This is a genomic window from Natronincola ferrireducens (genome assembly GCF_900100845.1).
GTDB lineage: Bacteria > Bacillota > Clostridia > Peptostreptococcales > Natronincolaceae > Natronincola_B > Natronincola_B ferrireducens.
The window spans coordinates 160,086-184,400 of sequence record NZ_FNFP01000004.1 but is presented as its reverse complement, the minus strand read 5'-3'; the positions used below and the strand labels follow the sequence as shown (position 1 = coordinate 184,400).

The 24,315-nt window shown below is 37.4% G+C and carries 21 protein-coding genes; all 21 read right to left on the bottom strand.

What is annotated here, in order from left to right; all coding sequences use genetic code 11:
- Window positions 1–25: 25 nt before the first annotated feature.
- Window positions 26–583 (bottom strand): ECF transporter S component, encoded by a 558-nt coding sequence (locus BLS22_RS10645; RefSeq protein ID WP_090553737.1) that lies wholly within the window; start codon window positions 581–583, stop codon window positions 26–28.
- Window positions 584–725: 142 nt separating this feature from the next.
- A complete protein-coding gene (locus BLS22_RS10640; protein ID WP_090553736.1) occupies window positions 726–1,706 on the bottom strand; it encodes a biotin--[acetyl-CoA-carboxylase] ligase in 981 nt (326 codons plus the stop codon).
- A gap of 125 nt (window positions 1,707–1,831) precedes the next feature.
- Window positions 1,832–2,944, bottom strand: coding sequence for a sodium ion-translocating decarboxylase subunit beta (locus tag BLS22_RS10635; protein ID WP_090553735.1), 1,113 nt, complete (start codon window positions 2,942–2,944; stop codon window positions 1,832–1,834).
- Window positions 2,945–2,977: 33 nt separating this feature from the next.
- Complete coding sequence (locus tag BLS22_RS10630; RefSeq protein ID WP_090553734.1) at window positions 2,978–3,376, bottom strand: biotin/lipoyl-containing protein; 399 nt, start codon at window positions 3,374–3,376, stop codon at window positions 2,978–2,980.
- A gap of 106 nt (window positions 3,377–3,482) precedes the next feature.
- Window positions 3,483–3,893 carry an OadG family protein gene (locus BLS22_RS10625; protein WP_090553733.1) on the bottom strand — a complete coding sequence of 137 codons (411 nt, stop codon included), beginning with the start codon at window positions 3,891–3,893 and terminating at the stop codon, window positions 3,483–3,485.
- A gap of 34 nt (window positions 3,894–3,927) precedes the next feature.
- Entirely contained in the window at window positions 3,928–5,475 is a 1,548-nt protein-coding gene (mmdA, locus tag BLS22_RS10620; RefSeq protein ID WP_090553732.1) for a methylmalonyl-CoA decarboxylase subunit alpha, read from the bottom strand.
- Between the two features lie 74 nt (window positions 5,476–5,549).
- Window positions 5,550–5,951, bottom strand: coding sequence for a methylmalonyl-CoA epimerase (gene mce / locus BLS22_RS10615; protein WP_090553731.1), 402 nt, complete (start codon window positions 5,949–5,951; stop codon window positions 5,550–5,552).
- A gap of 14 nt (window positions 5,952–5,965) precedes the next feature.
- Window positions 5,966–6,907 (bottom strand): methylmalonyl Co-A mutase-associated GTPase MeaB, encoded by a 942-nt coding sequence (gene meaB / locus BLS22_RS10610; RefSeq protein WP_090553730.1) that lies wholly within the window; start codon window positions 6,905–6,907, stop codon window positions 5,966–5,968.
- A 77-nt stretch (window positions 6,908–6,984) separates the two neighbouring features.
- Window positions 6,985–7,386 (bottom strand): cobalamin B12-binding domain-containing protein, encoded by a 402-nt coding sequence (locus BLS22_RS10605; protein ID WP_090553751.1) that lies wholly within the window; start codon window positions 7,384–7,386, stop codon window positions 6,985–6,987.
- 37 nt (window positions 7,387–7,423) lie between these two features.
- Window positions 7,424–9,103 (bottom strand): acyl-CoA mutase large subunit family protein, encoded by a 1,680-nt coding sequence (locus tag BLS22_RS10600; RefSeq protein WP_090553729.1) that lies wholly within the window; start codon window positions 9,101–9,103, stop codon window positions 7,424–7,426.
- A gap of 360 nt (window positions 9,104–9,463) precedes the next feature.
- A complete protein-coding gene (gene ftsH, locus BLS22_RS10595; protein WP_090553728.1) occupies window positions 9,464–11,458 on the bottom strand; it encodes an ATP-dependent zinc metalloprotease FtsH in 1,995 nt (664 codons plus the stop codon).
- A gap of 94 nt (window positions 11,459–11,552) precedes the next feature.
- Window positions 11,553–12,950, bottom strand: a complete 1,398-nt coding sequence (gene tilS, locus BLS22_RS10590) for a tRNA lysidine(34) synthetase TilS (RefSeq protein ID WP_090553727.1) — start codon at window positions 12,948–12,950, stop codon at window positions 11,553–11,555.
- Between the two features lie 204 nt (window positions 12,951–13,154).
- Window positions 13,155–14,057 (bottom strand): protein kinase domain-containing protein, encoded by a 903-nt coding sequence (locus BLS22_RS10585; RefSeq protein ID WP_090553726.1) that lies wholly within the window; start codon window positions 14,055–14,057, stop codon window positions 13,155–13,157.
- Between the two features lie 19 nt (window positions 14,058–14,076).
- On the bottom strand, window positions 14,077–14,847 hold the full coding sequence (locus tag BLS22_RS10580; RefSeq protein WP_280139577.1) for a VWA domain-containing protein: 771 nt from the start codon (window positions 14,845–14,847) through the stop codon (window positions 14,077–14,079).
- Between the two features lie 143 nt (window positions 14,848–14,990).
- Window positions 14,991–15,746 (bottom strand): lysine 5,6-aminomutase subunit beta, encoded by a 756-nt coding sequence (kamE, locus tag BLS22_RS10575; RefSeq protein WP_090553724.1) that lies wholly within the window; start codon window positions 15,744–15,746, stop codon window positions 14,991–14,993.
- Entirely contained in the window at window positions 15,746–17,302 is a 1,557-nt protein-coding gene (gene kamD, locus BLS22_RS10570) for a lysine 5,6-aminomutase subunit alpha (protein WP_090553723.1), read from the bottom strand. The genes kamE and kamD overlap by 1 nt, the downstream gene beginning before the upstream one ends.
- Window positions 17,296–18,942, bottom strand: coding sequence for a lysine 5,6-aminomutase reactivase ATPase KamC (gene kamC, locus BLS22_RS10565; RefSeq protein ID WP_176762139.1), 1,647 nt, complete (start codon window positions 18,940–18,942; stop codon window positions 17,296–17,298). The genes kamD and kamC overlap by 7 nt, the downstream gene beginning before the upstream one ends.
- Window position 18,943: 1 nt before the next feature.
- Window positions 18,944–19,975, bottom strand: a complete 1,032-nt coding sequence (kamB, locus tag BLS22_RS10560) for a lysine 5,6-aminomutase reactivase subunit KamB (protein ID WP_090553721.1) — start codon at window positions 19,973–19,975, stop codon at window positions 18,944–18,946.
- 125 nt (window positions 19,976–20,100) lie between these two features.
- On the bottom strand, window positions 20,101–21,354 hold the full coding sequence (gene kamA, locus BLS22_RS10555) for a lysine 2,3-aminomutase (RefSeq protein WP_090553720.1): 1,254 nt from the start codon (window positions 21,352–21,354) through the stop codon (window positions 20,101–20,103).
- Window positions 21,355–21,391: 37 nt separating this feature from the next.
- Window positions 21,392–22,429 (bottom strand): L-erythro-3,5-diaminohexanoate dehydrogenase, encoded by a 1,038-nt coding sequence (kdd, locus tag BLS22_RS10550; protein WP_090553719.1) that lies wholly within the window; start codon window positions 22,427–22,429, stop codon window positions 21,392–21,394.
- 371 nt (window positions 22,430–22,800) lie between these two features.
- On the bottom strand, window positions 22,801–24,204 hold the full coding sequence (locus BLS22_RS10545; RefSeq protein WP_090553718.1) for a sigma-54 interaction domain-containing protein: 1,404 nt from the start codon (window positions 24,202–24,204) through the stop codon (window positions 22,801–22,803).
- Window positions 24,205–24,315 lie beyond the last annotated feature (111 nt).

The window sequence follows — 24,315 nt, the reverse complement described above, 5'->3', positions numbered from 1 at the left end:
TATTCACCTTCTTAAAATTTATATACTATTCAACGTTAATAACATTTTTAGCCACCTTTACAACTGCATATACTACTAAGGAAGAAACAATCACTTCTGCTACTCCATTAGTACCAGCTATTCCCAACACAATTTCCCTAGGTAAATACCCCCTTAAATAAATTAAGGACAGTACCCCTAGCGTATTGGTAATGGTACCTAGTATAGCTGCTATAATAGGATTATTTGTTAGCTTATAGGTATAATAGGTGATAATACCTATCAACAGTCTTGGTAATATGGCTACCAGAGGATCGGCAAAAAATGGATTTGTAGCCCTCAGAAAACTGCTGACACCAAATATCATACCTACAAATGTCCCTATCATCGGACCTCCTAAGATAGCTCCTATAATGACGGGGATATGCATGGTAGTTGCATTTACTCCTACAAAGAAGGGGATGGGAATGTACCCTATGGGTGTCATGCTTAATGTTACTGAGAACCCCCCCAGCATACCTGCAACAGCCATTTTTTTCGTAGAAATTTTGTTCCCTCTAGCAACACTTCCACTACCTTTCAATACTTTACTACTGATTGACATAAAAAGCACCTCCGTTCCAGTTCAGCGACGATACCGGACAATATAAAATAAATTTGTAATTGTATAACAGTCTAACTCCTGTAGATATTAGCTGTTTTACTGTTTCATTGTACCAATTTCTATTTTGTATTTCAACTGTTTTTTATATGTATCCCTCAGAGCCACGAATAGATACTTCCCCAGAGATTAACAGTTCCTCCTTACCATCCTCCAGTCTCACCCTTAATAGCCCTTCTTCATTTATGGCTATCACCTCTGCCCTCAACTCTTGGTTACCCTTAAGTATTCTTATAGACTTACCTAAAACAGCAGAATAATTTCTAATAATAGCTAAAGATTTTTCCAATGTCCCACAGTTTATATAATCCATATACAATTTTTCAAACTGCTGTAGTAGTTCAATGACAATGGTTCTCCTATCCACCTTTTCTCCTTTTTCTATAACTAAAGAAGTGGCAATATCTCTAAATTCAACAGGAAATTTTTCAATGTTGACATTAACACCTATTCCAACGATTAAATAATCAATTTTATTTAACTCTCCTGCCATCTCCGTCAGAATACCACAAACCTTTTTTCCATCAATGACTATATCATTGGGCCATTTTATGTAAGCCTCCAATCCAGTTACAGTTCTTATAGCCCAACATGTTGAAGCCGCTGCTATCTGAGTCATCTTCATTCCTTCCATAGGAGGGATATCAGGCTTTAATATAATGGACATCCAAATACCTTCACTCTTGGGTGAAGTCCAACTTCTACCCATTCTTCCCCTGCCTCCTGTTTGCTCTTCACTGATGATGACGGTCCCATGAAGAACCTCTTTTGCAATTTCCTTGGCATAACTATTAGTAGAATCAATGGTGTCGAAATCAATAATTTTATTACCTATATATCTAGTTTTCAAAGCAACCTTTATTGACTGTCCTATTAATCTATCGGTGGTTTCAATTAATTTATACCCCTTTTTATGGGTGGTTTCTATTCTATAGCCTTCCTTTTTTAAATTATTCATATGCTTCCAAATAGCCGTGCGGGAAACCCCATATTTTCCACTTAGTTCTTCTCCAGACACATATTCCCCTTTGCGATCATAAAGTTCCTTTAATATTTTTTCCTTCAAATTTATCCTCTCCAATACAACGGCATAATGTTATATAGTCTCATTTTATTCTAACACAAAAGAGGATGTGATAAACACACCCTCTTTATGTAATTTAGATTTTATGTAATTTAGATGAAATTCGTTTAGAACAAAGATAACAACACTCCTGCTGCCACTGCAGAACCAATAACACCAGCAACATTAGGTCCCATAGCATGCATCAATAGGAAATTGCTTGGATTTTCTTTTTGGCCAACTGTTTGGGATACCCTAGCTGCCATTGGTACTGCTGAAACCCCTGCTGAGCCGATCAATGGATTAATAGCATCTCCACCCATAAGTTTGTTCATAAATTTTCCTAATAAAACACCACTGGCGGTACCTACGCCAAAAGCAATAACCCCTAGTACGATAATTTGAATAGTTCCCCATTGTAGGAAATATTCAGCTTCAGCTGTAGCTCCAACCGCTAGACCTAGTAAGATGGTTACAATGTTGATTAATTCGTTTTGGGCGGTCTTAGAAATACGTTCCGTTACACCGGTTTCTTTAATTAAGTTACCGAACATCAGCATCCCTACCAACGGAGTAGCTGATGGAAGCAATAGTGATACAACGATTGTTACTAATATAGGGAATAAAATCTTTTCTAGTTTAGATACAGTTCTTAACTGCTGCATCTTAATCATACGCTCCTTTTTGGAAGTAAGAGCCTTCATAATAGGAGGTTGAATAATTGGCACCAATGCCATATAAGAATAAGCCGCCACTGCAATAGGACCTAGCAAGTGGGGGGCTAACTGAGATGTTAAGAAAATCGCCGTAGGACCATCAGCTCCACCAATAATAGCGATAGAGGAGGCCTCCTGTCCTGTAAATCCCATCATAATAGCCCCAATAAAAGTAAAAAATATACCGAACTGAGCTGCTGCCCCTAAAAATAAGCTTTTAGGATTAGCGATTAGAGGACCAAAGTCTGTCATGGCTCCAACCCCTAGAAAAATAATAGGTGGGAATACCGCCAATTTAACCCCTTGGTAAAAATAATAGAGAAGTCCACCTTCATCCATAACACCACTTAGGGGTAGATTTGTCATTAAAGCTCCAAAAGCAATTGGAACCAAGAGCAATGGTTCAAACTTCTTACCAATGGCTAAATATAGTAACACACAGGAAACTATAATCATCACTAATTGTTGCCAGGTTATACTAGGAATACCAGTACTTCCCCAGAACTCTAATAGTACTTGACCCATTTGTGCATCTCCTTTCAATGAATTTTGATGTTACTACTTCAAGGATACTAATACATCTCCACCATTTACAGATGCACCTTCAGCAACATGTACAGCTGCTATAGTTCCATTGGCTGGGGCATAGATTTCATTTTCCATTTTCATAGCTTCTAGTATAATAAGTACGTCCCCTTCCTTCACTTCTTGACCTTCCTTTACCAGTACCTTCCAAACATTGCCTGGTAGCGGTGCTTCAATCGTCGTGGCACCTGTCGCTGCCGCTGGAGCTGCTACTGGCTTTGGTGCTGCTGCCGGCTTGGGTGCCGCCACTGGAGCTGCTGCTGGTTTTGGTGCCGGTGCTGCTGGTCTAGCTTGTACTGGTGCTCCGTCCTTAATTTCTTCTACCTCCACTTCATAACTAACACCATTTACGGTTATATTAAACTTTTTCATTGTACACTTCCTCCTTAATACATAGTCCTTTTTATTTGCACACCGATTTTGTTAAAGGCTTATATCACTATAGCTATTGAATCTTCTAATAAATTGACAAAAAGGTTTATTGCATTCTATTAACCTGTTGTATTCGACCTAATCTACCCCAGGCTGGCGTTGTATCAGGAACTCTGACAATATTTCTAACAACGATATTATGGGTTGAAGTATGAAGACTAGCAGCAACAGCAGCTGTTATGACGGCTACTAGCTGTGTATCATCCACAGCTTCCTCCTCCATGTCTTCTTCTACTTTAACAGGTGCTTTAACTTTATCAGTTTCCTTTGTCACCGGCGCTTTGCCTGCTTGATATAGAAATGTTTCTAAAACCTTAATGATGAGGAATAGTAAAAATAGTGCTACAAACACAATTCCTATTCCAAATAAAGCTACTTGGATACCACCAAAAAGCTTTTCACCCATAGACATATTTTGTAAGTCTGAAGCTACCTTCATTCTCTCCATTAAGCTCATCTATTGATCACCTCTTTTTTCGATTCCCATAGGCCTATACTGGTAGATTACCATGCTTTTTAGGTGGGCGTGTCTCACGCTTACTAGCTAACATATTTAAAGCATCGATTAATCTAGGTCTAGTAGCCGATGGTTCAATGACATCATCTACATAACCTCTTTGTGCAGCTTGGTATGGGGTGGCAAACTCAGCTTTATAGTTTGCAATAATTTCCGCTCTTGCAGCTTGGGGGTCCTCTGCATCAGCAATTTCTTTTCTGAAGATAATATTAGCCGCTCCTTCAGGTCCCATAACAGCAATCTCTGCTGTTGGCCATGCCAATACTACATCTGCTCCCAATTCTTTACAACACATAGCTATATAGGCACCGCCATAGGCCTTTCTTAAAATCAATGTAATCTTAGGTACAGTAGCTTCACTATAAGCATAAAGCATTTTTGCACCGTGTCGTATAATACCACCATATTCTTGACTAGTTCCTGGTAGGAATCCAGGTACGTCTACTAGATTTAACAATGGTATATTAAATGCATCACAGGTTCTAATAAATCTTCCTGCCTTATCAGAAGCATTGATATCTAGGCATCCCGCTAAAACCTTTGGTTGGTTTGCAATAATTCCAACAGATTGACCGTTTAATCGAATAAAGCCAGTAATCATATTGGTTGCATAGTAGGGTTGAACTTCAAAGAAGTCTCCATCATCTGCAATTTTTTCAATAACTTGCTTCATATCATAGGGCTTATTTGGGCTTTCTGGGATAATATCATCTAATTCTTCGATGATTTTGTTAATATCATCCTCTGTATCATATATTGGCGCTGTTTCCATATTATTGGATGGTAAAAAGCTAAGTAATCTTCTAACTTCTGTTATACAATCCTCATCACTTGGAGCTAGGAAATGGGCTACACCACTGGTACGGTTATGGGTCATACCTCCACCAAGGGCTTCAGCGGTTACTTCCTCTCCAGTTACTGTTTTAATTACCTGTGGTCCCGTAATAAACATTTGACTTGTTTTATCCACCATAAAGATAAAGTCTGTTAACGCCGGAGAGTAAACCGCCCCACCGGCACATGGTCCCATGATTGCTGTGATTTGGGGTATAACGCCAGAAGCAATGGTGTTACGATAAAATATATTGCCATAGCCAGATAATGCATCTACACCCTCTTGAATTCTAGCACCACCAGAATCATTCATGCCTACAATAGGTGCTCCCATTTTCAAGGCCATGTCTTGCACTTTTGAAATCTTTTGGGCATGCATTTGTCCTAATGATCCTCCAAGAACAGTAAAGTCCTGGGCATAGACATAAACCAATCTACCCTCTACCATACCATATCCTGTTACTACACCTTCCCCTGGTGCTTCAACCTTCTCTAAACCGAAATTGGTACATCTGTGCTTGACAAAAGCATCAATTTCTACAAAGGTTCCTTCATCAAATAATAGATTGACTCTTTCTCTTGCTGTCAATTTCCCTTTTTCATGCTGATCAGCAATTCTTTTTTCTCCGCCGCCTAACTCAATTTTTGATTTTCGTTGGCGAAGATCTTCGAGCTTGTTAACCGTCATAATTCACCCTCCCAATTGTATTACTTGTTATGGAACTCCACAATTTGTATTATAACATAATTTTTTGAATTTTGTTACCTTTCACTCAATTCCACTAAAACACCATTGGTACTTTTAGGATGACAAAAAGCTATTTTAGCACCTCCCGCACCATATCTAGGTTTTTCATCGATCATTTTTACACCCTTTGCCTTCATGCTCTCTATTGCTTCTTCAATATTATCCACTCTAAAGGCAATGTGTTGAATACCTTCCCCCTTTTTTTCAATAAACTTTGCAATAGGTCCATCTTCTTCAGTGGATTCCAAGAGTTCAACTTCTGTATCCCCTACAGGTAAAAAGGCCACTCTTACCTTTTGCTCCTCCACCACTTCTGTTCCTATGCACTCTAACCCTAATATATCTTCATAAAACTTTAAGGTTTCATCTAGATTTTTTACAGCAATACCTATATGATCTACTTTTCCTACCTTCATGAAAAAACCCTCCTTTATTGATCCTTATTCACTATTTTTTCTATCATTTCATTGCTGACGGTGTAGGGATCTACTTCTCTTTTAGCCACCCTTTCAGCCAACAGTCGGATTTCATCCCGCTTTTCTTCGCTGCCTAGTACCCGACTCATAAGATTTTGCTTAGTTAATTCCACTATTTCAATTTCACTATTTTTTACTCTTCGTTCCATTAATTTACCGGTAGCTTCTAAGTACTTCATATGCTTATTAAGATTGTCCACTAGATCATCTATACCTTCGTTATTGATGGCAACCACCTTCGTCACCGGTGGTCTCCAGTCTCCATGGTTAAAATCCAGCATCATCTCAATTTCTGTTTTGGTTCTATCGGCCCCTTCACGGTCAGCTTTATTGATGGCAAAGACATCCCCTATTTCCATAATTCCCGCCTTAATAGCTTGAATATCATCTCCTAGACCAGGTACCATTACCATAAGAACAGTATCCGCTGCCTTAACAATGTCTACCTCCGATTGACCTACACCCACTGTCTCAATTAAAATATAGTCCAATCCATAGGCATCCAAAATTTTTACCGCTCCTTGGGTAGCTCTAGAAAGTCCTCCTAGATGACCTCGAGCTCCCATGCTACGGATAAATACTCCTGGATCAGTATTTAAATCCCCCATGCGGATACGATCTCCTAGAATAGATCCTCCTGTAAAAGGACTGGTGGGATCTATAGCAATAATCCCTACCTTCTTATCTTCCTGTCTAAGTCTCTTTGTCAACTTATCAGTAAGAGTACTCTTTCCTGCTCCAGGAGGACCCGTTATACCTATTATTCTAGCATTACCTGTATAACTATAAATTTTAGATAGTAGTTCTACGGCTTTTTCATCGTTGTTTTCTACCATTGTAATAAGACGGGCAGCAGCTCTTTTTTCACCTTTTAACAACCTTTCTGCTAAATCCATGCTTGCACCACCTAGTTCATAATTAATTTAAAGCACAAAGAAGGGGGAAATACTTTCCACCTTCCTATTTCCCAGCTTTAAGCTCTCTTTAGGTTCTCTTTAATAAAATCTATCGTTACAGTTGTAGGAGTTCCTGGTGTAAAGATTTCTGCTATACCCTTTTCCTTAAGATAAGGTATATCCTCCTCTGGAATAACTCCACCACCTATTACTAATATATCCTCATAAACCTTTTCAGTTTTTAATAATTCAACTACTTTTGGTAATAAATGATTATGGGCTCCAGATAAAATGCTTAATGCTACAACGTCTACGTCCTCCTGAATAGCAGCTTGAACAATTTGTTCTGCAGTTAATCTTAATCCTGTATAAATCACTTCCATTCCAGCATCCCTTAAAGCCCTAGCGATTACCTTTGCTCCTCTATCATGTCCATCTAACCCAGGCTTTGCAACTAACACTCTTATAGGTCTATCCATATCATGAACCTCCTTTATTTTCTCCTCAATCTCTATATTAAAGAATAACGTTTTGTTGATATTCACCAAACACTTCTCTTAAAACCCCACAAATTTCTCCTAATGTCCCGTAGGCCTTAACAGCTTCTAAAATATATGGCATTAAATTATCCTTACCTTTAGCAGCTTCCTTAAGGGCTATTAGTTTTTCTTCAATCAACTTACTATCCCTTTCAGCCTTCAATTGATTAATTTTTTCTTTTTGCATTTCACCAACAGTTGGGTCAACTCTTAATAACCCCTTTGGCGCCCCTTCCTTCACTTGGAATTTATTCATACCTACAACAACCCTATCTCCACTTTCAATTTGCTTTTGGTATTCATAAGCACTATCCATAATTTCTTTTTGAATAAATCCTTTATCAATGGCACTTGCTGCCCCTCCTAAATCATCTATCTTATTAATGTATGCCATTGCTTCCTCTTCTATCTTATTGGTTAAACTCTCAACATAATAAGAACCAGCCAATGGATCGACGGTTTCCGCCACACCACTTTCATGGGCAACGATTTGCTGTGTTCTTAGGGCAATTCTTACAGATTCTTCAGTTGGTAAAGCTAAAGCCTCATCTTTAGAATTGGTGTGTAGGGATTGCGTTCCACCTAAAACCGCTGCTAAGGTTTGTATAGCAACACGAACAATGTTGTTATCCGGTTGTTGAGCTGTAAGTGTAGACCCACCTGTTTGTGTATGGAACTTTAATTGCATAGATTTTGGATTCTTGGCCCCAAACCTTTCCTTCATAATTTTTGCCCAAAGTCTTCTTGCTGCTCTATACTTTGCAACTTCTTCCAACAAATCATTATGTGCATTGAAGAAGAAAGATAATCTAGGAGCAAATTTGTCTATATCTAACCCCGCTTTAATAGCAGCTTCTACATAGGCAATACCATCTGCTAAAGTAAAGGCCACCTCTTGAACAGCAGTAGAACCAGCTTCCCGTATATGGTAGCCTGAAATACTGATGGTATTCCACTTAGGTACACTCTCTGAACAATATTCAAATATATCGGTAATTAACCGCATCGATGGTTCTGTTGGAAATATATAAGTCCCCCGTGCTATATACTCTTTTAATATATCATTTTGTATGGTTCCTCTTAAATCATGGGAAGATACTCCCTGCTTTTCTGCTACAGCTATATACATAGCCAATAGAACAGATGCTGGAGCATTAATGGTCATGGATGTACTAACTTTATCAAGAGGAATACCATCAAATAAAATCTCCATATCCTTTAAAGAATCAATGGCAACTCCAACTTTCCCTACTTCACCTTCTGATAAAGCATGGTCAGAGTCATAGCCAATTTGAGTAGGTAAATCAAAGGCTACAGATAATCCAGTTTGCCCTTGTTCCAACAAGTATTTATATCTTTTATTGGATTCTTCTGCAGTAGCAAAGCCCGCATACTGTCTCATGGTCCAAAATTTTCCACGGTACATAGTAGGCTGTACCCCTCTAGTAAAAGGATATTCTCCAGGAAACCCTAAATCTTTTTCATAATCAAAATCCTCTAAATTAGTAGGCGTATAAAGTCTATCTACCTCTTGATTTGAGCCTGTAACAAATTCCTTTTTTCTTTCGGGAAATTTTTCTAAACTTTTTTCAACTTTATTGTCATTCCAGTCAATTTCATTTTTCTTCAATGCTTCTAACTTTTCCTTTTCAAACATCTTATTGCCCCCCTCGTAATTATTTGAAATAAAGTTTCAATTATAATTATACAGCTTTCCTAGTACAAACCTAATAGATACTTTATCAACTTTTTAGACAAAATAATTTTCCTATAATTCTAATTTTATTCTCTAAAATTTTAAAATTTGAAATATATATTGCAATGTTTTCGGTCTCTATTTGTTATTCTACAGATTTTCTATGAATCCTGCAACTATATATTTAAAAAATTGAAAATATTTAAACATTAGAATATTTGGAAATTATAATTATCCATAGGTCTTCCCAATATATATTTCTATGGGCTTTAGAACAAGTAAAGCCCTAGAGTTTTATCCCTAGGGCTTTTAGTCCTTTACCTATTCATCTTTGGGTTTATGGTTATCAGAATTATCCTTTTCTTGATTTTCTTCCTGGTTGTCTATTGAAGTTTCTTCTTGGTCTTCTTTATCATCCTGTGGCTTTTCAACTTCTTGAGCTTTTAAGGCTTTGAATTTATTTTCAACATCTTCTACCGTATCTTCATCTTCTATTATTAATTCGCCATGGAAGATTTTTTTGTATATGTCAGCATCTAATGTTTCCATTTTCAGCAATGCCTTGGCTATAATATGAAGTTTATCCATATTTTCTCTTAAAAGATTTTCTGCTTTCTCATAACCCTCATCTACAATACGTTTAATTTCATGATCCACTTCAGATGCTACTTCCTCTGAATAGTTGCGTTTTGAAGTAATATCCCTTCCTAGGAATACTTCCTCATCACCGCCGCCTAAGGCCATTGGTCCTATTTTATCACTCATACCGTATTTAGTAACCATGGCTCTAGCAATATCTGATACCCTTTGAAGGTCATTTTGAGCACCGGTACTAATATCATGAAGTACAAGCTTTTCTGCAATTCTACCTCCCAACAGATGAACAATGTGACTTTCCATCTCAGATTTGGTAGCATAGTATTTGTCTTCGCTTGGTAAAATCATCGTAAACCCACCAGCTCTACCCCTAGGAATAATCGTCACTTGATGGACAGGATCGGTATTAGGCAACAATGTAGCTACCACTGCATGACCTGCTTCGTGGTAAGCTGTAAGTTTTCTTTCCTTTTCACTAATAACACGACTTTTCTTTTCTACTCCAGCTATTACCTTAGTGATGGCTTCCTCTATCGTAGCCATTCTGATCTTTTTCTCATTTCTTCTAGCAGTTAACAACGCTGCTTCATTCATGAGATTTTCAATGTCAGCTGGTGTAAATCCAGGTGTTCTTCTAGCCAATACCTTTATATCTACATCCTTATCTAAGGGCTTACTTCTTGAGTGAACCTTTAGAATAGCTTCACGACCTTTAATATCAGGAGCTCCCACCATCACCTGTCTATCAAAACGACCTGGCCGTAGCAGGGCAGGATCTAATATATCAGGTCTATTGGTGGCTGCAACAATGATAATTCCTTCGTTAATACCAAAGCCATCCATTTCTACTAGTAGTTGGTTTAAGGTTTGTTCTCTTTCATCATGACCTCCACCTAAACCAGCACCTCTTCTTCTACCAACAGCATCTATTTCATCAATAAAAATAATGCAGGGTGAGTTTTTCTTTGCTTGTTCAAATAAATCACGAACACGGGAGGCTCCAACACCAACAAACATTTCCACAAAGTCTGAACCACTTATACTAAAGAAGGGTACGCCTGCCTCTCCGGCTACAGCCTTTGTTAAGTAGGTTTTCCCTGTTCCAGGAGGGCCTATCATCAAAATGCCCTTAGGAATCCGTGCCCCAAGCTCTATATATTTCTTGGGATTTTTCAAGAAATCCACCAGTTCTTCAAGTTCTTCTTTTTCCTCATCTAGTCCCGCTACATCGTCGAAGGTGGTTTTATGTTTATCATCCTCCTTGTGGAGCTTAGCTCTACTTTTACCAAAGGACATGACTCGATTCCCGCCACCTTGGGATTGCTGCATAAATACAAACCAAAATACAACAAAAATTAATATCATAAAAATAGAAGGCAACAATTCAATGAACCAAGGGGTTGCTGGAGGTTGTGCTCCCTCTACCTTTAATTGATTTTCCATTTGCTCCTCTATAATCTCTGTAAATCTCTCATTACTAAATACAGTAGGTATAAAGGATCTGAAATACACTGTTTGATTATTGTTTATCAATGCCCCTTCAATTGAACGGTCTACGATACTAATTTCTGTTACATTTCCGTTTACCAGTTCTTTATATACCCTTGAAAACTCAAGATCTACTACTTGCTGGGGTTGTCTTGCAAACTGTTGTACAAGGATCAATAATATAATAAAAATTAATATATAAAAACTAGCTCCTCGGAAAAATTTCCTCAAAAAAAGTCCTCCTCTCCTGACTACCTTTTTACACTACATTAAAACATTTTACCACATTATTCATTTAAAAACAACTAAACCTAAGTGTAAAAAATTATTCCTTTTTTGATAGTGATTTGTATTCTATTGCCAATATTTTATTAGTGTCATTGGTTACTTTATACTTTTCGCTGATTCTATAACCTACTATCCACATAATTTCATTTCCATCACAGATTAAGGGTATCTCCTGACGTTTACTTCTATCTATTTTATAATCAATAAAAAAGTCCTTTAGTTTCTTACTCCCTGTTAACCCCAAAGGCCAAAAACGATCACCTTCCCTTCGGTTCCTAACGTTTAACGTACCCTGTACTTTATCATAATCAAAGTACTTAACGTACTTGTCTCTACTAATGGTAACTCCCTCTTCTTTCATCAGTACTTTTGTTACAATCTCTCCTTGAACTTCATTTAATTTTATTGAATCATCTTCCCTTAATTCGTAATAAAAGTTGATGACTTCCTCTTTATCTTCTGTAGAAAAAATCATCTTATTATAACTGATCTTTACTATTATACCCTTGGGCAACAAAATCTTTTTGCCAGTTTCGTTTTTGTGGAGTAACTCTACAATATTTTGTATATGCTTATACTCTAAAGCTTCTTTTTTTCCAACCAAATCTTCTGCTGCTAATCTAAATATTCTTGATTGCAAAGCTGGATGTAGTTTATTTATACCTTCTATAGGTAGTTCTAAACACCCTTCTCCTCCCAATATTTTCATGGCATTATAGGCTTTTCTAACGGTTTCTTCAATAAAGTCATTATCTTTTTTTAATATTTCAGCAGTTCTGGCTAAACTTTCAATAATGTTAGGATTGTATTCCTGCTGAATATAAGGTATTAGTTCTAAACGAATTTTATTACGGTGATAAATAGGTTCTAAATTAGTTTCGTCTATCCTAGGAGATAACCGATGAAATAAGCAATAATCTTCAATCTCCCTGCGGCTGATATCCAATAAAGGTCTAATAATTTTTCCTCTTCCATGATGAATAGCCGTTAAACCTTGAATTCCAGTACCTCTTAATAACCTCATTAGTACAGTCTCCGCCTGATCATTTTGATTATGGGCTACTGCTATTTTAGAGGCGTCTACCTTTTCCACCACCTCCTGAAAAAATTCATATCGGAGAATCCTTCCAGCCTCCTCTGGGGATAATCCCTTTTCCTTACTATATTTAGGTACATCCATACTTTTAATAAAGCTTAAAATATTTAACTCTTCACAAAGCTTTGATACATACTGGGCATCCATTTGAGCTTCAATTCCACGGAAATTGTGATTCAAGTGGGCAGCATATAGCTGCAACTGAAAGTCCTCCTTTAGGCTATGTAATATATGCAATAAGCATACAGAGTCTGGCCCCCCCGAAACTGCTACAACAATTTTATCTCCTCTATCTATAAGGTCGTGTCTCTTTATTGTCTTAATTACTTGTTCCAGCATAGATTCATCCCTCATTTATTATGTAAATTCTTTTTCTTGTTGTAAATTTACCCTTTAGTTTGGCTATGTTAAATTTCATTGTTGATTTTAGACTAAATTGTAATTTTAGTATAAGTCTAAGAGACTTATCATCCTGAAGACATCGAAGGATCTAGCCTTTTAGATCTAAAACTTAGAGCCTTTATTTTAAAAACTTTAAAATTTTTAATCCACTAATATAAAAATCATCGTAACAACAAAAAAAATTACACTTATGGTCAACATATGATTAACCCTTTTATTTCTTAAGTATGACTTTTTATATTGTTGCTTTATTATTTCCCTATCATACAAAACCTTTAATCTTCTTATAAAATAAAGTAAAGGTTTTTCATTTTTTATTAATCCTTCACTAATATATGCTTCTACACATCCCTCTAAGTCCATCTTCTTCAATTTATTTATTATATCCTGGATACTTTGTTTTCTAGGGTATAGTTCCTCCTGTAAAAGGAGCTTGACAAAAATCATCATGCTGCTAAAAATATCATAGGAATCTTCTGATATCCTTTTGCCACATCCCCAGCTGGCTCTATCGTATTGGGGAGTAAATTCTTTGATGGCATCCCCCTTCTTCACCACACCTCCAAGGTCGATAAGCTTTATTTTTCTGCGGGCTTTATCTATCATGATATTTTCTGGTTTTAAATCTCCAACAATATATTCTTCGCTATGAAAGGCCTCTAATCCTTTTAATAAAATAAGAATAATCCCTATAATTATATTTTTTTCTAGTTTATTTTTTTTGCAATACATTTTTAATGTAGTTCCTTCTATATACTCCAGAACAATAAAGTAATAGGTTTCTTGCTCCACTAACCAATCATCAATTTCATAGGCATTAACAATGATATCAACTTTATGAAATTTTTTCAATAATTCATATTCTCTATTGATGGAGATACTATCCTTCGTAATTTTTAAAGCATAGTCTCTGCCTTTGTTTATATCTTCTACTAAATATACAGTAGCAATACCACCTTCCCCCAAAATTTTTTTTACTTTGTATTTATTCTTATTCCATTTACCTTCAATTACTGTGGCATGCTTTACATAGGATATAGCCATGGGTTCACCTCTCCTCTTTTTACCCCATAGCACCTTCTAGTTCTACTGGTTCTTTCTGAAGCCCTATTCTGTTATAGCCCTCAATAAGTTGGATAGCATAATCAATGGCTGGGGCTGTGGGTGTAGTGCCCTTGGCCTTAATGATGGCAATTTTTCTCTCAAAATCCTCTACAGTTTCCCCAAAACCGCTTATTAGTTGACAATAATCCCCTCCCTCCCCAGGATAAATTACAACAGCTATCTCGCAGTTGCCCCTCCGCAATTCCAGGGACTCCATTAAGTCTAGAATGCTATGTCTAGCCGATAGGATTTTAGGGGCCATGCTACCACTGGCATCCATAACAATACAGGTTTGCAGAGCTACTTCTTCAGAAAAGGTATCAATGTAATGTAGTATTTTACTTCTAGCAGCTGGATTCATATCATTGATATCCTGATGGATAATTTCCTTTAACTGCTTGTTCACTGCCTCTTGAATGGTTTTGTTAACGGTTTTATAGGTAATACTTTGCATCGTTTGATGGAGTTCATCGATATAGGTATACTCATATATACCCCCTCCAGCTTCAGCAATATTCACAATCTCCTCTAAAGGCTTCTCCTCCTGTTGATTTTGATTCATAATGCCAATGGTATTTACAATAATATTTTTTTTAAAGGCCTTTCTAGCAACTTCAACAGGGTTCCCTCCTACATTAGATTGACCATCTGTAATAACGATGATTTGTTTAATAATAACCTCTTTATTATCCATGGTTTTCCTCCTATAGTTTTTTTGAAGTATTGCCAACTAAGGGGTTTTTATGCAAATAGAAGGCCATAGACACAACCCCTTTTCTAATTTCAGCATAATAGGGCTATAGCTTATTTATCAAAAAACAAATTGAGCATAAAGGTAATCCCCTATGCTCAACAATAAAATATTTTTAAAACCTACACTAGCTTTCGCTTCACAATTTCCTCCACTACAAAGGAAGCTACATCCTCTGCATAGGAGCCAGCACCAAAGCCTGCATCATATCCTAATTCCTTAGCCAATTCATGGGAAATTCTAGGTCCTCCACATACAAGGACGATCTTATCTCGAATTCCTTCCGCCTCCAATAGCTCTACCAATTCAGTTAGATTAGGTATATGAACATCTTTTTGGGTAACTACCTGGGAAACCAGTATAACATCGGCCTTTAGCTCTATAGCCTTTGCCACTAAATCTTCATTAGGTACCTGGCTACCTAGATTGTAGGCTTCCATTCCTTTATATCTTTCTAAACCATAATGACCATTATAGCCCTTCATGTTCATAATAGCATCGATACCAACAGTATGGGCGTCTGTCCCGGTACAGGCTCCTATAACAACAACCTCTCTGCCTATGTTAGATTCAATATAAGCTTCTACTTCTGCTTTTTCCATTGTATCTACATCTACCTTCGATACTTCTATAGTGCTGTAATCAACAGTATGTTGGCACTTTCCATAAAGGACAAAATAGGTATAGCCTATGCCTAAATCTTTAGCTTCAACAACACTGGGTTCTTCCAAACCCATCTTTAAGGCCAACCTTCTGGCTGCTTCTTTAGCCTCTTCTCCACAGGGGACGGGCAATGTAAAGCTTAATTGAGTCATGCCATCGTTTAATGTATCTCCATAGGGCTTTATTCTTGTTAAATCTACCTTTTCTATCGCCATTATTTTCTCCCCCCTAACATCAAATCAATAAAGGGATTGATATAGCCTTCTGCCTTCTTTGTTACTCCCTCTAATCCTTTTCCTCCAGTTCTAGAACGCTTTACTCCTCCAAATTTCCCCGCCTCTATGGTAGAAAAAAGTCCTTCCTTCTCAATTTGTTCTAATAAGTCAGTTGCCTTGTATAGTACCTCATGGGCCCTTCTTTGAATCATCCCATCCTTTTTAAATTCTATTTCCTCTCCTAGATCCCTACAGTTATTGAAGATATATTTAGCGTTTTCTATAGCTAAGGCCCGATCATGGAGATGAGGAGTATGAATAGCTTCTGTCAGCATGCCTAATAGCTGTATCCCTTGATTAGTCCATATAGATATAAGATTAAACATGGCATCCTGGATATGGCCTTTGAAGATATCCCCTGTTTTAAACTTTGTAGGGGGCATATATTTTAGTGGGGCCTTAGGAAAAATTTCTCTAGCCATTTGTGCTTGAGCAAGCTCCCAAAGGAAGCCGTTTTCAACATTGGGATTCATTTCAAAGGCATGACCTAGCCCCATCTGTTCTTGGGGAATCCTTGCCTTCAAGGCAAACTGCTCATTAATCAATTGAGATGCCAGAACAGTATGGGCTTCTTCAACAGCATCAGCAGTGGTAAGGTAGTTATCCTCCCCAGTGTTGATAATAATCCCAGCATAACCATTAATAATTCTAGAGAAGTATTGATCGATAAATGTTCTCTGCATATTAATGTCTCTAAATAAAATGCCGTAAAGGGCGTCATTTAACATCATATCCAATCTTTCTACAGCACCCATAGCAGCAATTTCAGGCATACATAATCCGGAACAGTAGTTGCAAAGACGAATGTACCGTCCTACTTCCTCTCCTACTTCATCTAGAGCCTTTCTCATAATTTTAAAGTTCTCTTGGGTGGCAAAGGTACCTCCAAAGCCTTCTGTCGTAGCACCATGGGGTACATAGTCCAATAAACTCTGACCAGTACTACGGATAACAGCAATAACATCTGCTCCTTGCTTTACAGCAGCTTGGGCTTGAACCACATCCTCATAAATATTTCCTGTTGCTACAATTACATAAAGGTAAGGTTTTTTTCCTTCGCCAATAGTGTTTAAATAGTTATCTCTTTTTTCTTTATTTGCTTTGATTGTATTGACAGTTTTTTCTGCTATGGTATTTATTGCTTCCTCTATAGCCTTGCTGTCTTGGGCTGGAATTTTTAATAGATCTATTTGATTTTGACTGACAGCCTCCGCAATCTCCTGAGGAGATTTTCCTGTATATACCATAGCATTTCCTATCCAGTAGGCAATGCCGTTGGCTAGACCCCCACCCTCTTTCACATGGTCTACTACAACATTGGGTATAGGCTTATCTATTTCATCTACACCATCTATCCCCAATAACCGGACAATTGTTCTTTCAACTGCTACTGTTGTGTGTTCATCAATAAACCTTTGTATATCCTCTGCAATAGTAGCAGCAGCACCCCTAGCCTTATGAATTAATTCTTCATTTAAATTTAACTTGCTTACCATCTTTGCCCCTCCCTTTCACTTATGGACTTTTGTGCTTCTTCTATAATTTCTTCCTTTAAACCCATCAATCTAGCAATCATGATAGCATCCTTTGGAGGTCCTGTTTGCTGATTTCTATCCTCTAACCGATAGTCCATATGTTTTTCCAATACGCCCCTATAGCCTTTCCTTTGTTGAAGCTCCTCCTTCAGGGTTGCTATTGAGACATTCTTCAATCCTACTATCTGAAAGTGTTTAATCCCCTCTACATTACTAAGACCATCAAAATGAGTAGTAATAACGGATAGGGATGGCTTTTTCTTCAAGTATTCTAAAACCCCTCTGGATATACCGTAGCCTTCAAGGGGATTAGTCCCCCTTGCCAATTCATCAATGAGGATAAGACCACCTTCTTCAACCCTTTCCACGATATGATTTAGCGCTTCAATTTCAGCACCAAAGGTTGATAGTCCCTTTTCCTCCGACTGTTGATCTCCAGAGGAAAAATAGATAAAGGTTACGGGTCCAATGACGGCCTCCTCTGCTGGAACATATAGCCCTAGCTGAGCCATAGCAGTAATTAAGGCCATCATTTTTAAGGTTATCGTTTTCCCTCCCATATTGGCCCCTGTAATCAAAGTCACACCTCTTTTCAAGGTCACATCAACGGGAGTATACTTTAAGCCCTGCTTTTTTAACCCTTCCTCTATCACAATATGTCTTCCTTCCTTTATAGAAATAAAGGGTTCGTCTACAATTCGTGGAGCTACCCCCTTTATTTGAAGGGCTAGTATAGCCTTGCCCATCATAAAGTCTATCATGCCTATTGTGTTAATATTTTCCAATATGCTACTGGCATTGTCACCTATTGTTTTCGATAGCATTTGCCGAACCTTAAACTCTTCTTCTTCCTCTAAAAGCTTTAAATCCTCTGATTGCGCCTTTAATTCCTTTAATGCCTTTGATGGTTTTATTCTAAAAATAAATTGTTTAAAGTTTTCTGCTGTTTGATAGACCTTATTGGAGGTTAATAGCTTCTCCAGTAGTTCTTCTTCCTCCTTTAATACAACTATTTCACCATTTAATTTGGGTTTTATGGCAAACTCCTTAAAAATATCTTCTTTAGCCTCTTTGTTGTTGTGAAAAATTTTTCCTTCAATTTCCTTTTTCTTACCTCGAATAGCTGTTAGCTTTTCAGAATAGGCATCATATATATAAAAGGTTTCAATACCGGTATTTTCTGGATCTAATTTCTTTAACAAATCCTCCATAGACAATAGTTCAAAGGCCTCAATCCCTATAGATCCTCGCAGGAGAAATTTCCGCAGTTTTTCCATAGACATAACCTGCTTTTTTATTTCAAAAAATTCAACCTCATTCAATACCTCACCTGTTTTTCCTCTATAAATAGATCCCTTAATATCCTTTAGATCTCCCAAAAGATTTTTTAACTCCCTTAGTAGTTGATAATCTTTTTCTATAGCTTCCAGTAGCACCCCTAAATCCTTTAAAGCCTTACGAAGATCTTGTACGTCCTGAGAGAAGAAAGGGACGATTTTGTCTTTTACCTCTTTGCCATAGGGGGTTTGGGTGGGGAGTTTTTGCAAAACCTGTTTTAATCCAATTTCTCTTGCCTTTTCGTCGCTAAGAAAATTCTGCATCTTATTCCTCCTCCAGCATGACATCAATTACTGGCAGTGGTAGGGTTTCCTTCATTCTTTGGTAAAAGTCCTTAGGATTAAATTGATAACCTTGGGGGGCGTAAGGATTCAAGGTAGCAACCAGCGTATTAATCTTTTCTGCCACCTTTATATTGAAGCCTCTTTTGATGAAAAATTTCCAGTCCTGTGGACCTATAAATATTTTTGTAGCATCCTTCACCACAAAAGTAACATTTTTATAGAGATCTGTTACTGTCATAATATCCTCTAAAGTTTTCTTTACTAAACTACCACTTAATATTACATAAGCACTATCCTCTTCCAAAGCTCTACCAATCACCGTGCCCCCATTGATTGCAGTTTTGATATCTAGTCTTTTTACCTCACCCTTATTATTGACAATGCTGTAGGCTTTATCCTCCAAGAGGCTATCAATCAAAAGAGCCATCATGTCATCTTCTAATGGAGAAAGATTAAATAAGTCTACCTGATGAAGGGTTTCCTGCACCACCTTATGGATATCTCTACTGACAACCGCCCCAGTGGCCAAAATTGTAGCCTCCGTAATGGCAGGAGAAGCTGCAGTTTTGCGATTAATAGCGCCGTCTATCAATACAATTTCAGCACCATAATACATCATCTTCATAGCTACTTCCTTAATTTCAGCATTGGTGTCAGGACCTGCAATCTCAAGAATACCACTACTCTTAACTCTACAGATAATTACCCTACCCATAGCTGTGGCATAATCAGTGACCTCTAATATCTCCAATTTTGCTTCACTTCTCAGTAGACAATCCTCTGTAGTGGCTACAATGGTATTTTCCATAACATAGATTGTGGGTTTCTCTGTTCCTGTTACCAGGTCTTGACCTTCACCATCTCTGCCAATGGAGGTCAGTCCAAGTAGGATATTTTTCTCTGCTGCTTCCTCCAACAGCCTATTAAAGGTAACGGTTTTGCCAGCATTTTTAGCCATACCTACTACAGAAACAGTCTTGTATTTATATCGAATTAAGTCCATTAACTGCATCCCTACACCTCCTAACATGAACAAGGTTAAGGTTGAGGCTGAGGTTAAGGTAAAACTCAAAACCTAAACCTTAACCTTTACCTTTACCTTGAAGATTATCGTTAAATTTATTAATTGCTTTTGATTTATGCTTTGTTGCCTCTTTCGTGTCTTTCTAGATTAGCTGGCTCTAGAGCCACTTTGTTCCCCTGTAACAATCCTGCCACGCCATGGACTTTATGATCTTTTTTCCCAGTACAGACATCACAGCTGCAGCTTTCTTCATAGGCACTGGGCTCTGTATAGGTGGTAATAACCCCTTCATAGTTCCTTAGAACTACTCTATTAGAGGATTGAGATAGTAAATAATTTGGCATAACAGGGATTTTACCCCCACCACCTGGTGCATCTACAACAAAGGTTGGAACCGCATATCCAGAGGTATGACCCCTTAGCCCTTCAATGATTTCTATACCTTTAGCAACGGTGGTTCTAAAATGTTCAATCCCCATAGAAAGATCACATTGATAAATGTAATAGGGTCTGACTCTATTTCTAACCAATTGATGAACAAGATCCCTCATAATATGGACACAATCGTTAATACCCCTTAGTAATACCGATTGGTTCCCCAACGGAATTCCAGCATCAGCCAATAGGGTGAGGGCTTTTTTAGCTTCCTCAGTTAATTCCTTTGGATGATTAAAGTGGGTATTTAACCAAATTGGATGATACTTCTTCAGCATCCCAACTAGATCTGGTGTTATTCTTTGGGGAATAACTACTGGTGCTCTACTACCTAAACGAATAACTTGTACATGGTCAATGGCCCTTAATTTACTAATAATATACTCCAATCTTTCATCAGAAACCAATAAACAGTCTCCTCCTGAAAGTAGGACATCCCTAACCTGTGGGGTATTTTTAATATACTCAATAGCTGCATCGATTTTATCTAAAGGCATTCCTGTATCATTTTGTCCAGCAAATCTTCTTCTAGTACAATGTCTACAATACATGGAGCACATATCTGTAATTAACATAAGCACACGATCTGGATAACGATGGGTTAATCCTGGCACAGGAGAGTCTACGTCCTCATGTAATGGGTCCTCCATATCAGCACTGCCCTTCATCAATTCTATCGTTCTAGGAACAGCCTGCTTTCTAACAGGACAGTTAGGGTCATTTTCATCCATTAGTGCTGCATAATAAGGAGTAATACCCATCCTTAGGGTTTCAAGACATTTTAATATTCCAGTTTCTTCTTCCTCTGTTAGGTTGATTACTTTTTTTAATTCTTCTAAAGTTGTTATTCTATTTTTTACCTGCCACTGCCAATCATTCCATTCTTCCTCAGTAACATTTTTCCATAATTCTATATCTTTAAAGTTACGCATCTAATTCCTCCTTATCTTTAATTTCTGAATTATTTAATTAAGCATATAATTCTTCGTAAATTTTTCTTAAAGTCTGACTTTCCCTCATAACTTGAAGGGCGATTTCACCATGACCTTTCGTATACCCATTCCCCACAATCATAGTGGTATCCCTACCTACTCCTTCAGCTCCAAGAGCTGCCTTTGTAAAATTGGTTGCCATACTAAAGAAATAAATTAAACCATCATCCTTTGCCGCTAAGATACTGGCCATTTCTGTATTGGCTACATTTACACAATTGATAACGATATCAGCCATTTCACCATTGGTGACTTCCTTAATTTTGTTCATTACTTCAACAGCATTAGTGGCATCTGCTGTAAGATAGACATCTGCTAAACCTGCCTCCCTTACTCTTTCTATGGATTTTTCGCTGTGACCCAGACAAATAACTTTGCCAGTAATACCAGCCCGTTTCTTAGCTTCGTATAGACAAAGCATTCCAGATTTACCTGCGCCACCTATAACTACAACTGTATCTCCGGGCTTTACTAGTTTGGCTGTTTGAGCAGGAGCTCCAGCTACATCCAATACAGATAAGGCAAGATTCTCTGGAAGATCATCGGGCATAACAGCATAAATACCACTTTCAAATAAAATCGCTTTTCCTACTATATCTACTTGATCAATATCTTTGCGTATTTCCTTAATTTCTTGAATTTTTAAAGGTGTTAATGACAGAGATACCAGTGTAGCAATTTTATCTCCTACCTTTAAAGGGGTTTTTCCCTCTAGAGCTGGACCAATTTTTTCTACTGTTCCAATAAGCATTCCCCCAGATCCAGTAACGGGATTTTGATGTTTACCACGACTCTCTACAATGTTCATCATAATTTCTTTAATCTTTTCTAAATCCCCTTGAGCTTCTTCTTTGATTTGTGTGAAGCTGGCAGAGTCAATATTTAACGTCTTTACATCAATTAAAATTTCGTTGTCATATATATCCATGGTGTTATCAATTTTTAACGCTGGCTGTGGTAAAACGCCCTGTGGTTCAATTACTCTGTGGGTACCAAATGGACATCCTTTTTTCATTATATAACCTCCTCATATTTGTTGGTTGTACATAGGTTTTCATTAGTAAGTACTTTTTATTAACAATTCTCCTTCTTTATTCTACAGTGTATTACCGTTAGCTTACCTCCTTTACTTATTGCATTGCCGGTTCAAGTACTGGGTGAAGTAACTTAGCTAAAATTCAGTGGCAGGAGAAATTTCCTCTGAATTAAGTGGCATTTTATAAAAGTTACGATAAGAGGCTAGCTTTCCTTTTAAAATATGCAATATTCATGCCAATGAATTTTTAATTAGAAAAAGCTCTTTAAAGGAAGAATTTTTCCACAAAGGAATATAAATTTTAAAAGAAAGGGCTTTAATAAGAAAAGTAACTGCCAAAAATTCGGCAATTACTTAATTTTGTGTTTTTGTAGCTTATACTGGAGGGTCTGTCTTGGTATTCCCAGTAGTTTTGCAGCAGTAGTAACATTTCCTTTTGTATCCTGTAATACCTCTCTAATCAATTGCTTTTCAGTTTCTTGGAGTTTCTCTTTTAGAGAAATGTCTTTTTTCTGCTTGTTTTCCCCAGAGTTTACCTGAAATCGATGATTTTTAAAATAATAGGGCAAATCCTCCTCAGTAATCAATTGATCTTCAGAAATATTCATAATACCTTCGATAATGTTTTCTAGCTCCCTTACATTACCAGGCCAGTGATAGACATAAAATATCTCCTTAACCTTTGGGGATATGTCTACAACCTGTTTCTTTAGCTTCTTATTGAACTTTTTAATGAAAAAATCTACTAATAGAGGTATATCCTCTTTCCTATCCTTTAAATCAGGTATCTTTAAGGATACAACATTTAAACGATAAAAAAGGTCATTTCTCAAATACTGCTTTTCCACTGCCTCCATGGGGTTCATATTCATTGCTGCAATAATTCGGACATCTACTGGCCTTGTCCTAATATCCCCCACCCTCCGTATAGTCCCTTCCTCCAGTACCCTTAGAAGCTTGGACTGAAGCTCTATAGGCATGGAATTAATTTCATCCAAAAATAAGGTTCCACCGTTGGCCAATTCAAATAAACCTGGTCGGTCATCAGCTCCAGTAAAGCTTCCCTTTGAAGTTCCAAACAATATTCCCTCCAATAAAGATGCGGGGATAGCCGCACAGTTTTGAGCAATGAAAGGTTTACTACTTCTACTACTGGCATTGTGAATGGATTGAACGATGAGCTCCTTCCCTGTTCCAGTACTACCGTATACCATGATGGAGGACAAAGATTGGGCTGCTCTAAGGGCTTTTGTCTTTAACCTTTGGATCTCCTTACTTTCCCCTAAAAAGTTAGCAAAGGTATATTTTGCTGTTCCTTTTTTCTCATATTTTTTTACTGTTTCTTCATCATACAATCGTTTTTGCAGGTCTACAACCTTCTCCGACAGGGCCTTTACCTGTGTAATGTCTCTAGAGATTTCCAGAGCTCCTAAAACCTCTCCTTCCTCTATAATGGGAATAGAAGAATTTATGGTGGTAATTTTGTAACCCTTGTAATTTAGAAAGGTTTGTTGAAAATTGTAAATAGGCTCTCCTGTTTTAATAACCTTCAAAAGTGTGCTAGTTTCCTCTGTGAGGGAGGGATAAATGTCTAATATATACTTGCCTATAGCTTCATCTCTATTGACATTGTCTAGGTTAGCTGCCGATAGATTACAGTAGACGATTTTTCCCTTTTTGTCAATAATTTGTATCCCCTCCCCTATATAGTCCAACACCTTCTCAATATTTCTTTTTGTGAGGATTTTTTTCAATTGATCACCGCCAGTTTTTCAGCTATTTTTGCCGAATTTTCAGCACTTATAGTTTTATTATATCGTAACATTTAGAAATTTACAAATTATACAAGAAAAAAGCCCTGGATT

Coding starts and splice junctions, on each gene's coding strand:
- BLS22_RS10645 (WP_090553737.1), bottom strand. CDS start 583: ATGTCAATCAGTAGTAAAGTATTGAAAGGTAGTGGAAGTGTTGCTAGA.
- BLS22_RS10635 (WP_090553735.1), bottom strand. CDS start 2,944: ATGGGTCAAGTACTATTAGAGTTCTGGGGAAGTACTGGTATTCCTAGT.
- BLS22_RS10630 (WP_090553734.1), bottom strand. CDS start 3,376: ATGAAAAAGTTTAATATAACCGTAAATGGTGTTAGTTATGAAGTGGAG.
- BLS22_RS10625 (WP_090553733.1), bottom strand. CDS start 3,893: ATGAGCTTAATGGAGAGAATGAAGGTAGCTTCAGACTTACAAAATATG.
- mmdA (WP_090553732.1), bottom strand. CDS start 5,475: ATGACGGTTAACAAGCTCGAAGATCTTCGCCAACGAAAATCAAAAATT.
- mce (WP_090553731.1), bottom strand. CDS start 5,951: ATGAAGGTAGGAAAAGTAGATCATATAGGTATTGCTGTAAAAAATCTA.
- meaB (WP_090553730.1), bottom strand. CDS start 6,907: ATGGATTTAGCAGAAAGGTTGTTAAAAGGTGAAAAAAGAGCTGCTGCC.
- BLS22_RS10605 (WP_090553751.1), bottom strand. CDS start 7,386: ATGGATAGACCTATAAGAGTGTTAGTTGCAAAGCCTGGGTTAGATGGA.
- BLS22_RS10600 (WP_090553729.1), bottom strand. CDS start 9,103: ATGTTTGAAAAGGAAAAGTTAGAAGCATTGAAGAAAAATGAAATTGAC.
- tilS (WP_090553727.1), bottom strand. CDS start 12,950: ATGCTGGAACAAGTAATTAAGACAATAAAGAGACACGACCTTATAGAT.
- BLS22_RS10585 (WP_090553726.1), bottom strand. CDS start 14,057: ATGGCTATATCCTATGTAAAGCATGCCACAGTAATTGAAGGTAAATGG.
- kamE (WP_090553724.1), bottom strand. CDS start 15,746: ATGGCGATAGAAAAGGTAGATTTAACAAGAATAAAGCCCTATGGAGAT.
- kamD (WP_090553723.1), bottom strand. CDS start 17,302: ATGGTAAGCAAGTTAAATTTAAATGAAGAATTAATTCATAAGGCTAGG.
- kamC (WP_176762139.1), bottom strand. CDS start 18,942: ATGCAGAATTTTCTTAGCGACGAAAAGGCAAGAGAAATTGGATTAAAA.
- kamB (WP_090553721.1), bottom strand. CDS start 19,975: ATGCAGTTAATGGACTTAATTCGATATAAATACAAGACTGTTTCTGTA.
- kamA (WP_090553720.1), bottom strand. CDS start 21,354: ATGCGTAACTTTAAAGATATAGAATTATGGAAAAATGTTACTGAGGAA.
- kdd (WP_090553719.1), bottom strand. CDS start 22,429: ATGAAAAAAGGATGTCCATTTGGTACCCACAGAGTAATTGAACCACAG.